The following is an 11,857-nucleotide window of genomic DNA, read 5'->3' as shown; positions in this document are numbered from 1 at the left end:
GTCAACGCCGGGAAGACGCAGGGCCCCGGCGCGCTGCCGGGGCCCTGCGTGGATGTCTGGGGTGAGCGACGGGGCTTGAACCCGCGACCCTCGCGACCACAACGCGATGCTCTACCAGCTGAGCTACGCCCACCATGATCGACCCCGGGCTGGCGCCCCGGGCCGGAGAGCAGTGTAGCCCTAGCCCTCTGAGGTCTCCGCATCGGGAGCGGCCTCGTCGCCGGGCTCCTCGGGGATGCCGGTGAGGGACCCGCCGTGCCGCGTCGCGATCTCGCGGGCGCGGTCGGAGTCGGGGCCGGGCTGCGGCACGAAGACCGCCTCCCGGTAGTAGCGCAGCTCCTCGATGCTCTCCTGGATGTCGGCCAGGGCGCGGTGGTTCCCGCGCTTCGGGGGCGACTGGTAGTAGGCGCGGGGGAACCAGCGGCGGGCCAGCTCCTTGATGGAGGAGACGTCGACGATCCGGTAGTGGAGGAACGTGTCGAGCTGCGGCATGTCGCGGGCGAGGAAGGCCCGGTCGGTGGCGACGGAGTTGCCGGCGAGCGGCGGGCGGCTCTGCGGGTCGCAGTGCTCGCGGATGTAGGCGAGCACCTGCTCCTCGGCGTCGGCCAGCGGGATGCCGGAGTCGAGCGCGGCCAGCAGGCCCGACTTCTCGTGCATCGACCGGACGAAGTCGCCCATCTGCTCGAGGGCCTCCGCCGGCGGCTTCACGATGAGGTCGACGCCCTCACCCAGCACGTTGAGGTCGAAGTCGGTCACCAGGGCGGCCACCTCGATCAGGGCGTCCGCGGTCAGGTCGAGGCCGGTCATCTCGCAGTCGATCCACACCAGGCGTTCCTTCACGAGTCGTCACCCTACTGGCCGGTGAGGAGGGGAGTGGCTCAGGGATTCCTCAGTGCTCGCGCCTAGGGTGGTCGCCGTGAAGGACTGGGTAGGACTGCTGGCCCGCCTGGTCACCGGAGTGGTCTGGATCGTCGCCGGTGCGCTGAAGCTGCCGGACCCGGCGTCCAGCGTCCGTGCCGTCCGCGCCTACGAGCTGCTTCCCGAGGCGGTCGTGCCCGCGGTCGGTCACCTGCTCCCGGTGGTCGAGGTGGTGCTCGGCGCCTGCCTGGTGCTCGGGCTGCTCACGCGACCGATGGCCGCCCTCTCGGCGCTGCTCTTCGCGGCGTTCGTGGTGGGCATCGCCTCGGCCTGGGCCCGCGGCCTGGAGATCGAGTGCGGCTGCTTCGGCGGCGGCGGCCAGAGGGAGGGGGCGTCGGCGGAGTACCCCGCTGAGATCGCCCGCGACCTCGGGCTGGTGCTGCTGTCGGGCTGGCTGGTCGTCCGCCCCGGGTCGCGGTGGGCCGTGGACACGTGGATCCGGCGCCACCGGGCGCCGCAGGAAGAGGAGAACGATGGCGAAGGGTCACAAGTCGGAGCAGGAGCGCCTGGCCACGCAGACGAAGCGGGACAAGCGTCGCGCCAAGGCTGACCGGGCGAAGGCCGCGGCGGAGGCGCGCCGGAAGGCCGCGAAGCGCAAGGAGCGGCTGACCTACGTCCTCGTGGTCGGCGTCGTCCTCGCCGTGGTCGTCGGCGGCTACCTGCTGATCCGCGCCCTCAACGACACCTCGGACACCGCCGCTGCGCCGGAGGGTGCCTCGGGGGAGTACGGCATCGTCCTCGGGCAGGAGGACGCCCCGACCGAGGTGGTCATCTACGAGGACTTCCTCTGCCCCTTCTGCGCGCAGCTGGAGGGGGTGCTGGGAGACCAGCTCGACACCGCGATCGAGCAGGGGGACGTGCGGGTGGAGTTCCGCACGCTGAACTTCCTCAGCCAAGCGGGCGACTACTCGTTGCGGGCCGCCAACGCGTTCGCGGCGGTGTCCGAGACGGCCGGCCCCGAGGCGGCCAAGGAGTTCCACGACCTCGTCTTCGCCGAGCAGCCGAGCGAGTCCGGCCCCTTCCCCGACGACGACTTCCTCGTCGAGAAGGCGGTCGAGGCCGGCGCCGACGAGGGGGAGGTCCGCCCGCTGATCGAGGACCTCGGCTTCGAGGGCTGGGTCGAGGACGGCACCGAGGCGGCCTCGCGCGACGGCATCCGGCAGACACCGACGGTGCTGGTCGACGGCCAGCGGACCGTGGGTGAGAGCCCGCAGCAGATCGCCTCGGAGGTGTTCGCCGCGATCGGCTGACGCCCGCAGTTGGTCGTCGTGGGCCACCCGCTGCCAGACTGCGCCGGGTGAGCCTCACCGACTTCATCGCCGGCCTGCCCAAGGCCGAGCTGCACGTGCACCACGTCGGCTCGGTGTCGCCCCGCATCGTCGCCGAGCTCGCGGCCCGCCACCCCGGGGTCGTGCCGGCCGACGAGGACGAGCTGCGCTCGTTCTTCGCGTTCCGCGACTTCGACCACTTCATCGAGGTCTACCTCGCCGTCGTCGACCTGATCCGCACACCCGAGGACGTCCGGATGGTGACCTACGAGGTGGCCCGTGAGATCGCCGGGCAACAGGTGCGGTACGCCGAGCTGACCTGCACGCCGTTCACGTCGGTGGCAGCGGGGGTCCGCATCGAGGCGTTCACCGATGCCATCGAGGACGCGCGGGTGGCCGCAGAGCGCGACTTCGGCCTGGTGCTGCGCTGGATCTACGACATCCCGGGGGAGTCGGGCGTCCCCGCAGCGGACGCCACCCTGGCCTACGCCCTCGACCACGGCCCCGAGGCCCTGATCGGCTTCGGCCTGGGCGGCCCGGAGGTCGGCGTCCCGCGTCCCCAGTTCGAGCGCCACTTCGACGCGGCACGGGCCGCGGGGCTGCGCAGCGTGCCGCACGCCGGCGAGACCACGGGCCCCGACACCGTCTGGGACGCCGTGCGCGTGCTCGGTGCCGACCGCATCGGGCACGGCGTGAGCGCCGCTGCCGACCCGGAGCTGCTGGCCCACCTCGCCCAGGAGGGCATCCCCCTCGAGGTGTGCCCGACCTCCAACATCGCCACCGGCGCCGTGCCCAGCCTGGAGGAGCACCCGCTGCGGACCTTCGTCGAGGCGGGCGTGCCGGTGACCATCAACTCCGACGACCCACCGATGTTCGGCACCACCCTCAACCAGGAGTACGCCGTCGCGGCCGACCTGCTCGAGCTGGACGAGGAGGGCGTCGCCAACCTCGCGCGGATGGCCGTGAGTGCGTCGTTCGCGCCCGAGGCGTCGAAGCAGTCGCTCCTCGAGGAGATCGACCGCTACGCGGCCGGGTGACGGGCCGGGCAAGCCAGGGCCCCGCAGACTCATACCCTGCGGGGCCGCTCACCTTTCTAGCGGGCAGCGTGCGGCGGGCGCGGGATTTGGCGCGTGTGTCGGCGCCAGTGACGTAGGTTCGGGGTCATGCCGGTTCGTATCGCCATCGTCAACGACTACGAGATCGTCGTCGCCGGCGTCGCCGCGCTCCTGGCTCCCTTCGAGGACCGGGTGCAGGTCGTGGAGCTGGACTCGGGGCAGCAGGTCGTCAGCGACGTCGACGTGATCCTCTACGACACCTTCGGGCAGATCCAGGGTGACGGCGTCGACCTCGAGCAGCTGGTGCACGGCGGTGACGCCAAGGTCGCGATCTTCACCTGGAACGTCCAGCCCGACCTCGTCCAGCGCGCGATCGCGCGTGGCGCACGGGGTTACCTCTCCAAGGCGCTCACGGCCGAGGAGATCGTCATGGGCCTGGAAGCCATCCACCGGGGTGAGGTGGTCACCGACATGCGGCCGCTTCCGGGGGAGGGCCCCGACGAGGGCGACTGGCCCGGTCGTGAGCTGGGACTGACCCAACGGGAGTCGGAGGTGCTGGCCCTGATCACCCAGGGGCTGACCAACCAGGAGATCGCCGACCGGGCCTACATCAGCATCAACTCGGTGAAGACCTACATCCGGACCGCCTACCGCAAGATCGGCGTGCAGCGCCGCGCGCAGGCGGTCAGCTGGGGCATGGACCACGGGTTCCGCCCCGACCGGCGGCGGATCATCAACGGCGTCGACGCGTACTGACCGCCGGCCCGCCCCCACGGGTGAGCCGCCGTCACCACCCCCGTGCTTGTCTGGAGCGAGGACGAGGCGAGGAGGGGTCAGATGGGTCTGCAGAAGGGTGACCGGGTCGCGTGGAACACCCCGCAGGGGGAGACCACGGGGACGATCGTGGAGCGGCGTACCTCGGACTTTCAGTTCGAGGGGCAGCAGTTCCGGGCCAGCGAGGACGAGCCGGCCTACATCGTGGAGTCGGAGAAGACCGGCGCCCGTGCGGCTCACAAGGACGACGGGCTGACCAAGAAGTGAGCAGCCACCGCCCGCCCCAGGACGTGCAGGAGGCCGCCGACCGCGCCCGCCGCTGGATCGGGGAGGGGCACGCCGGCGAGGGCTTCACCGACACCGGGCGTCGACGGGCCTCGCAGCTGGCCGAGGGGGAGGCCGTGTCCACGGACGTGGTGCGCAAGATGGACCAGTACTTCAGCCGGCACGAGAGCGACCGCGACGCCGAGGGTTTCTCGCGCGGCGGGGACGGCTTCCCGTCCCCCGGCCGGGTCGCCTGGGACGCCTGGGGAGGCGATGCAGGTCGACGATGGGCTCGGACCGTGCTCGACAAGGAGGACCGATGAGCTACCGGTTGAGCCGCGTCATGGGGGCGGCGACCTGTGCGTACGCCGCTTACGCGCTGGCGCGACCCCGTCACCTGGCCCGCGCCCTCGACGCCGACCCGGAGGAGGGCCCGGCGCTGGACCGCCTGGCACGCACCTTCGGCGTCCGGGACCTCGCCACGTCGTCGCTGCTGCTGTCCTCGGACGCCGGCCTCAACCGGGCGGCTGTCGCGCTGCGGATCGCCAGCGACCTCGGCGACTGCCTCGTGCTGGGCGTCGGTGCCGACGACCCTGCGGTCCGCCGCAAGGTCGTGGGCGTGACGCTGGGCTGGGCGTCGCTCAACGCGCTCGCGTGGTGGGTGGACGAGCGAGGCTGAGGCCCCTGTGGCGCGCGGGGCTGGAGAGGTCAGTGCGTCGATTGAGGACGTGTTCACCCGATCAGGTGGTCTGGACATGTCGTAGGTTGCGAAGGTGCACCCTCCCGTCCGCACGGCCGTCGTCGACGCCTACGAGATCGACGTCGCCGGCGTCACCGCCCTCCTCGCCCGCTATGACCAGCGGGTCGAGATGGTCGACCTGGGGTCGGGGTCGGAGGTGGACGTCATCCTCTACGGCGTACGAGAGCGGGGTCAGGGCCACGACGCCGGCCTCCACACCCTGCTCCGCGGCAACGGAGCGACCGTGATCGCGCTCGGCTGGCAGCCCGACGACGTCCAGGTGGAGTGGGCCCTCGCCTGCGGGGCCGACGGCCAGCTCTCCAAGACGATGTCGGCGGAGCAGCTGGTGAGCGGCCTCGAACGCATCCACCGCGGTCGGCGCGAGGGGCGCGTGCTCCCGGCCGACGGCCACTGCCATCCCGCCGTGCGGGTGGCCGGCCTCACCGCGCGGGAGCTCGAGGTGCTCTCCCTCATCACCCTCGGGCTGACCAACCAGGAGATCGCCGACCTGGTCTTCATCTCGATCAACTCGGTGAAGACCTACGTGCGGACCGCCTACCGCAAGATCGGGGTCACGCGTCGTTCCCAGGCGGTCAGCTGGGGCATCCAGCACGGTCTCGACGTGGCTGAGGACACCGCGCCCGTGGCGGCCCCCGTGCCCTGAGACCACCCCCCACCTCAACAGGGTGTTGAGAAATCTGTGGACATTTCCCATCCGTCGGTCGTCCCGTGCCGAATTCCCGGCACCACTTCCGACGAAAGGAACCACGATGAAGCGCATCCTCGCTGCCGTATCGGCGGTGTCCGTCGCCGCCATCGCGACCGTCACCACGGCGCCCGCCCAGGCGCAGAACGGTGAGGCGACCGTCTCGGTCCTCCACGGCGTCCCCGGGCTCACCGTCGACGTCTACGCCAACGGTGAGGAGCTGATCCCCGACTTCGAGCCGGGCACCCTCACCGATCCGCTGACCATCCCCGCCGGCACCTACGACCTCGCGGTCTACGCCGACGGCGACACCCCGGACACCGCCGACCCGGCGATCAAGGCCGACGGTGTCGAGGTCCCGGCTGGTGCCAACGCCACCGTCGTGGCGCACCTGCAGGAGAACGGCCGGCCGAAGCTGACGCCGTTCGTCAACGACACCTCGCCCACCGCAGCCGGTGAGGCCCGCCTCGTGGTCCGCCACACCGCTGCCGCTCCTGCGGTCGACGTCCGCGCCAACGGGGACGTGCTGTTCGGCGGGCTGACCAACCCGAACGAGGAGTCGGGCGACGTCCCGGCCGGCACCTACTCGGCCGACGTGACGCTCGCGGGTGAGAACGACGCCGTCCTCGGTCCGGTGGACGTGAACCTGGGTGAGGGCACCTCGACGATCGTCTACGCCTGGGGCAGCGCCGAGGAGGGCAACCTCGACCTGGCCGTGCAGACGATCGACGGGCTGCACTCCTCGCCGTCCGGTGTCCCCGGTGGTGAGACCGGTGAGGCCGCTGCCGTCGGTGGCGCCCCGACCTGGGTCCTCGGCCTGGGCCTCCTCTCCGCCGTCGCGCTCGTGCTCGCCGCACGCCGCGTCGTGCCCGTGACGGCTCGCCGCTGAGGTAACAACCGTGACGACGCTGGGCAGGAGCCTCTGGTGGGTGGTCCTCGTGACCGCCGCCGTGGGGCTCCTGCTCAGCGTCGTCATGCTGGTGCGACCGACGCCCGACCCCGCCACCGCCGAGGTGGTGCGGGGTGGGGCGTCCGCCGCGTCCGTGCCCGGTTCCGCGGCAGCCGCCGCGCCGCTTGCGCTCCCGGGCACCGTCTTCTCGACCCGCCAACGGCCGGCGCCGCAGGTGGACCGGGCCTCGGCCGCCCTCACCGACCTGCGTACGCCGCGCGTCCGGCCGCCACGGCGGGTGCGCGTGCCGAGCCTGGACCTCGACCTCGCCGTCCGCTCCGTCGGTGTGGCACGAGGCCGTCAGATGGAGCTGCCACGCGACCCGCGCGTGCTCGGCTGGTACCGCTACGGCCCGGCGCCCGGGCAGTCAGGCTCCGCCGTGCTCGCCGGGCACGTCGACTCGCAGCGGTTCGGCGTCGGGCCTCTGGCGGACCTGGGCGCGGTCCGTCCGGGTGCACGGATCGACGTCACGCTGCGCTCGGGCCGGCGCATGGTCTATCGCGTGGACAGCGTCGAGCGCTTCGACCGTCAGGCGCTCCCGGACGAGGTCTTCTCGCGTGACGGCCGGTCACGTCTCCGTCTGGTCACCTGCACGGGTGCGTTCCTGCCCGAGGCCGGCGGCTACCAGGAGAACCTGGTCGTCACCGCCGTCCTGGCCTGACCACGGCCCCCGCCACGTCGGTCGAGCCTGTCGAGACCACCCGACGCTGGTCGAGCCTGTCGAGACCACCCAACGTCGGTCGAGCCTGTCGAGACCACCCCACGTCGGTCGCGGTGGTTCCGTCACCGTCTCGACCCCACGTCGGTCGAGCCTGTCGAGACCACCCCACGTCGGTCGCGGTGGTACGTCACCACCCCACGTCGGTCGAGCTTGTCGAGACCACCCCACGTCGGTCGAGCTTGTCGAGACCACCCGACGCTCGGCGAGCCTGTCGGGTCCGGACCTGCACGGAGCGGTCTCGACGCGCCGTCGCGCACCGGCGCAGCGTCAGCCCCCGCAGTCCGCGTCGCCGTCGACAGCCCGCATGCCCCGACGGATGTCCCGAACCTGGCGACCCGAGCCCTGCCAGCTCCGCTGCCACGTCCGCACCACCTGCTCGACGGTCGTCGCCCCGCGTCGCAAGTCCTCCATCTGCCGGACCTGTGACCGCCAGCGCTCCAGCGCTGCCGCGGCACGCGCCAGCTCTGCGTGCCGGGCCTCGACCGCCGAGGCACAGGTCTCCAACCGGGCGGGCATCCGTGTGGCCGGGGCCGGGCAGCCTGCCGTGGGCTCGCCGAGGGCGTCCTGCGCCTCGGCGAGCGCTTCCAGGTCGCCGATGGTGTCCTCCCGCACCCGGTCCCAGAACGCCTGGGCCGTGTCGGGAGTGATCACCCCGAGAGCCAGCTTGTTCATCGCGCCTGCGTGGACCTCCCACTGCATCAGGGCAGCGCCGAGTGCCTCGAGGGCCTGGCCCTGTGTCGCGTACGCCGCCTTGCAGGTGCGGAGCCGGACGCCCGGCGACCGCCGCGCGTCCGCCTCGTCCCTGGGAGCACCGGACAGCCGGGCGCTGTCGGTCGCCGGGGGCTCGTCCGGCCCGCCCGGAAACCCCCACCTACCGAGCAAGAACCCCAGCTCGAGCCCGACCACGAGGGCGACCAGCAACGTCACGACCGGTACGCGGCGGTCCCAGGAGACGCGCCACCGCGCGAAGGCGGCGCGCCACCGGCGCACGATCCGCGGCAGCTCGGGCATGGCGTCTGTCCTTCCCTGTCCTAGGTGTCTCGGGCGACGAGGTGGCCGAAGGCGACCAGCCGCTCCTCGGTGTGGAAGATCTCGGCGCACGTCACGAGGGTGAGGAGCCGGGGCGAGCCCGCGGCGTCCACCACGGGACCACGCGTCGCGGGATCAATCGGCAAGGAGTCGGTGACCCAGCTGGCCTCGCTGCTCACCGTGCGGGAGCTCCCATCGTCGTCGAGCACGTAGCGGTAGGTCGCGTCCGCGGTCTCGACGACGACCTCGTCCCCGGCGCGGAGTGACGGCATGTCTCGCAACGGCTCGCCGTGGGTGACCCGGTGACCGCCGAGGGCGAAGTTGCCGCTCGCGCCGGGTTCCGGCGAGCCCTCGAATATCCCGAAGCCGCGCTCGAGGGTCTCGTCGTCGGTGCCCCGGTAGGCCGGAACCACGTAGTCCTCGCCCCATGCCGGGATGCGGACCAGCGCGACCACCTGCTTCGCCAGCGCCCGGTCCTCGCGTGACACGGGGGCGCCGTGGTCGACGGACCACACCCGTTCCGTGGCCTCGACGGTGCGCTGCTGCTCCCGCTCGGCAAGCCAGGTGGTGCCGTAGAGCTGCCACGCGACGTACCCCAGGACCAAGGTCCCGGCGAGCACCAGGACCGCACCGACCCGGGTCAGCGTGCGGCTGGCTCGCCGCGGCGCCCTCGCCGCAGCCCGGCTCCGGTCACGCAGGTCCAGATCCACCACGACACCACCGACGTCAGCGGGCGAGAGCGACGGCTACGTCGCGCCGGCGCCCGCGGGTGATGACGGCGAGGCCGGCGACGATCAGGGCGAGCCCGGCCGGCACCAGGAGCTCGGGGACGCCGCCCAGCGAGGGCAGCGACTCACCCCTGCGCGGGGGCGGGGGCAGGTCGGCGCGTGAGCATCGACGGAGGTCCCCCGCAGCGAGGCTGTCGCCGGCGCACGGGTGCCCGGCCGGCGGAGTCAGCGAGGCCGCGCGTGCTTCTCCTGCTACGACGGCCTCGCGGGCGGCCATTCGCCCGCTCCCGCTGCGCTGCGATCGCTTCGCTGACGCGGCTGATGGTCGTGCCGGGCGGTCGTCCGCCGTGCCCCGCTGTGTCGCCACCCGGGGTCGGGTGCCGGTCGCCGGGGAACGCCGCTCGCGCTGGGCCTCGGGGCGGGCCACCCGAGCACGCGCCCGCTCGACCTCATGCCGCAAGTCCGCGGCGCCCTTCGGCACGGTCTTGTCGGCTGACTTGGCCACCGTTTCCTTGACGGCCCCGGCGGCCTTGCCTGCCGCCTTGGTGACGGTGCCCGCCACGTCCTTGGCCTTCTTGGCGGCGCGCTCGACCACCTTGTCCGTGGGCGCCCTGTCCACCAAGTCGCCCACGGCCACCGGAACAGGGTCGCGGTCCACGGTCGCGCCAGCGGTGACCACGTCGACGGGGTCACCGACGACGGCACCGGCCGGCCCCGTGCCGCACCAGGCCGTGCCGAGCACGGCTCCGACCACGCTGATCCTGACGACAGCAGTCGCTCGAGTCATGACGGTCCCCCCGACCACCTGAAGCTGCTCCACTGCAGCTCGCATCCACACAACGAGGCCCGGCCGCTGGTGTTACGCACGTCACACCGAAGGCGTCGCGGACCTCGCGCCGCAGGTGTTGTCGCACCGTCCAGGGCTCCTGCTGGATCGGTACCGAACCACGGGGCGCAATGCTGCAGTTCGAGCGCTTGCGCGGTCGCCTGATGTCACTGGCTGACCACGATCAACCGCACTGTCTGCGGCATGTGCGCTAGCTCGACGTTCGGTGCCTCTTGGTGGCAGCAGACTGCGAGTGGAGCCCGTGCTGTCCCGGGGACCAGCCGCAACGTCATACGAACCGTGCGCGCCTGAACTAAAGCGTTGCGCCCCCGCCAGGATTCGAACCTGGGACCGGCGGATTAGAAGGCCGCTGCTCTATCCACTGAGCTACGGAGGCGAGGGGTCGGTGAGCCGACCCACTCGCGCCAGTATGCCGGAGCAGCGGCTCCGGACCGGTGGAGGTGTCGGGTCTGTCGCGCGTGCCTCAGCCGCGGAGTCGCGCCATCCACTCCTCGACGTCAGAGGACGTGCGGGGGAGCGAGGCGGAGAGGTTCCGGTAGCCGTCGGCGGTGACGAGGATGTCGTCCTCGATCCGGATGCCGATGCCGCGCAGCTCCTCGGGGACGAGCAGGTCGTCCTCCTGAAAGTAGAGGCCGGGCTCCACCGTGAGCACGTAGCCCTCGCCGAGGGTGCCGTTGCGGTAGGAGTCGTCGGCGGCCTTGCCGCAGTCGTGGACGTCCATGCCGAGCATGTGGCTTGTGCCGTGCAGCGTCCAGCGGGCATAGACCTTCGAGTCGGGGTCGAGCGCCTCCTCAGCAGGGACGGGCAGCAGGCCCAGGTCCTCGAGCCCGTGGGCGAGGACCGCCATGGCCGCGTCGTGGGCGGCGAGGAAGGGTACGCCGGGTGCGACCGCCTGGATGCCGGCCTCCTGGGCGGCGTGGACGAGGTCGTAGAGGTCGCGCTGCAGCGGGGTGAACGTGCCGTCGACCGGCAGGGTGCGGGTCACGTCGGCGGTGTAGAGGTTGTTGCCCTCCACACCCATGTCGAGCAGCACCAGCTCCCCGGGGGTGATCGGTCCGGAGTTCTCGATCCAGTGCAGCGTCGTCGCGTGCTTGCCGCCGCCGACGATGGAGTCGTAGCCGATGTCGTTGCCCATCGCGCGGGCACGGCGGAAGAAGGTGCCCTCGATCCAGCGCTCGCCGAACTCCAGCACCCGGTCCCACTCGCGCACCGAGTCCTCGAAGCCCAGCGCGGTGATGTCGCAGGCCTCCTGCAGCTCCCCGACCTCCCACTCGTCCTTGGCCAGCCGGAGCTCCGAGGCGACGCGGCCCAGGTCCTCGTCGGTGGTGACGTCGCGGACCTTGCGGTCGTCGCCGTCGAAGGACGGCAGGTCGTCGATGTGCTTCACCTCGATGCCGAGCGAGTCGGACAGCTCCTTGATCGAGGGACGGCGACCGGCCCACAGCTCGCCGTACTGCCGGTCGCGGAAGAACTCGTCGCTGTCGCGGTCGCTGCGCGGACGGGCGTAGAGGACGTGGTGGTCGTCCTCGATCACCAGCACCGCGTCACTGGTCTGGTTGCCGGAGAAGTAGGTGTGGGCGGTGTCGGCGCGGAACCGGTAGTCGGTGTCGTTGGACCGCACCTTGTAGGTGCCGGCCGGGAGCACGAGCCGCTCGCCGGGGAACGTCTGCGCCAGCCGGGTACGCCGGGCGGCGGCCCAGTCCGCGACGGGGTGTCGGGGCAGGTCGAGCTCGCGGTCGCCCCATCCGGTGCGCATGAACTTCTGCCAGGCCTCGGGGACCTTGGGGTCGTGGGACTCGGTCTTCGGCTCGTGCTGCTCACTCACGCCTGTCACTGTAACGCGGCGGATCGGGCGGGCC

Annotated in this window: 15 protein-coding genes and 2 tRNA genes; 10 read left to right on the top strand and 7 right to left on the bottom strand. The window is 72.0% G+C overall.

From position 1 onward, the window contains the following. Nucleotides 1-57: 57 nt before the first annotated feature. Both K6T13_RS12725 and orn read right to left on the bottom strand, forming a co-directional pair. Nucleotides 58-133 (bottom strand) — tRNA-His (locus K6T13_RS12725). 47 nt (nt 134-180) lie between these two features. Further along, nucleotides 181-840, bottom strand: coding sequence for an oligoribonuclease (gene orn / locus K6T13_RS12720; protein WP_222894930.1), 660 nt, complete (start codon nt 838-840; stop codon nt 181-183). A 76-nt stretch (nt 841-916) separates the two neighbouring features. Between orn and K6T13_RS12715 the strand changes: the two genes are divergently transcribed. The 10 genes from K6T13_RS12715 (at nt 917) to K6T13_RS12670 (ending at nt 7,334) form a co-directional block, all read left to right on the top strand. After that, nucleotides 917-1,468 (top strand): DoxX family protein, encoded by a 552-nt coding sequence (locus K6T13_RS12715; protein ID WP_249423771.1) that lies wholly within the window; start codon nt 917-919, stop codon nt 1,466-1,468. After that, complete coding sequence (locus tag K6T13_RS12710) at nt 1,392-2,168, top strand: DsbA family protein (RefSeq protein ID WP_222894928.1); 777 nt, start codon at nt 1,392-1,394, stop codon at nt 2,166-2,168. Before K6T13_RS12715 ends, K6T13_RS12710 begins: the two co-directional genes overlap by 77 nt. A 47-nt stretch (nt 2,169-2,215) precedes the next feature. After that, the gene (locus tag K6T13_RS12705) at nt 2,216-3,223 is read left to right on the top strand and encodes an adenosine deaminase (RefSeq protein ID WP_222894927.1); all 1,008 of its coding nucleotides are present in this window, start codon (nt 2,216-2,218) and stop codon (nt 3,221-3,223) included. A 126-nt stretch (nt 3,224-3,349) separates the two neighbouring features. After that, on the top strand, nt 3,350-3,997 hold the full coding sequence (locus K6T13_RS12700; protein ID WP_222894926.1) for a response regulator transcription factor: 648 nt from the start codon (nt 3,350-3,352) through the stop codon (nt 3,995-3,997). A gap of 81 nt (nt 3,998-4,078) precedes the next feature. Then, nucleotides 4,079-4,282, top strand: coding sequence for a hypervirulence associated TUDOR domain-containing protein (locus K6T13_RS12695; protein WP_222894925.1), 204 nt, complete (start codon nt 4,079-4,081; stop codon nt 4,280-4,282). Further along, complete coding sequence (locus tag K6T13_RS12690; RefSeq protein ID WP_222894924.1) at nt 4,279-4,602, top strand: hypothetical protein; 324 nt, start codon at nt 4,279-4,281, stop codon at nt 4,600-4,602. The genes K6T13_RS12695 and K6T13_RS12690 overlap by 4 nt, the downstream gene beginning before the upstream one ends. Continuing rightward, complete coding sequence (locus K6T13_RS12685) at nt 4,599-4,958, top strand: hypothetical protein (RefSeq protein ID WP_222894923.1); 360 nt, start codon at nt 4,599-4,601, stop codon at nt 4,956-4,958. Before K6T13_RS12690 ends, K6T13_RS12685 begins: the two co-directional genes overlap by 4 nt. A gap of 94 nt (nt 4,959-5,052) precedes the next feature. Then, entirely contained in the window at nt 5,053-5,682 is a 630-nt protein-coding gene (locus K6T13_RS12680; RefSeq protein ID WP_222894922.1) for a response regulator transcription factor, read from the top strand. 106 nt (nt 5,683-5,788) lie between these two features. Next, nucleotides 5,789-6,613: a DUF4397 domain-containing protein gene (locus tag K6T13_RS12675; RefSeq protein WP_222894921.1), complete on the top strand. Its 825-nt coding sequence runs from the start codon at nt 5,789-5,791 to the stop codon at nt 6,611-6,613. A gap of 10 nt (nt 6,614-6,623) precedes the next feature. Next, nucleotides 6,624-7,334, top strand: coding sequence for a class F sortase (locus tag K6T13_RS12670; protein ID WP_222894920.1), 711 nt, complete (start codon nt 6,624-6,626; stop codon nt 7,332-7,334). 327 nt (nt 7,335-7,661) lie between these two features. On the opposite strand, the gene K6T13_RS12665 is transcribed toward K6T13_RS12670, so the two are convergent. The 5 genes from K6T13_RS12665 to K6T13_RS12645 form a co-directional block, all read right to left on the bottom strand. After that, nucleotides 7,662-8,405 carry a hypothetical protein gene (locus K6T13_RS12665; RefSeq protein WP_222894919.1) on the bottom strand — a complete coding sequence of 248 codons (744 nt, stop codon included), beginning with the start codon at nt 8,403-8,405 and terminating at the stop codon, nt 7,662-7,664. Nucleotides 8,406-8,425: 20 nt separating this feature from the next. Beyond that, entirely contained in the window at nt 8,426-9,136 is a 711-nt protein-coding gene (locus K6T13_RS12660; protein ID WP_222894918.1) for a class E sortase, read from the bottom strand. Nucleotides 9,137-9,149: 13 nt separating this feature from the next. Next, complete coding sequence (locus K6T13_RS12655) at nt 9,150-9,938, bottom strand: hypothetical protein (RefSeq protein ID WP_222894917.1); 789 nt, start codon at nt 9,936-9,938, stop codon at nt 9,150-9,152. A 363-nt stretch (nt 9,939-10,301) separates the two neighbouring features. Then, nucleotides 10,302-10,374: transfer RNA gene (locus tag K6T13_RS12650), tRNA-Arg, on the bottom strand. An 87-nt stretch (nt 10,375-10,461) separates the two neighbouring features. Further along, nucleotides 10,462-11,754, bottom strand: a complete 1,293-nt coding sequence (locus K6T13_RS12645) for an aminopeptidase P family protein (protein WP_222898286.1) — start codon at nt 11,752-11,754, stop codon at nt 10,462-10,464. Nucleotides 11,755-11,857: the final 103 nt, after the last annotated feature.

Origin of the sequence: Nocardioides coralli (assembly GCF_019880385.1) — a bacterium.
GTDB lineage: Bacteria > Actinomycetota > Actinomycetes > Propionibacteriales > Nocardioidaceae > Nocardioides > Nocardioides coralli.
This window is presented reverse-complemented; position numbering and strand designations above follow the sequence as displayed.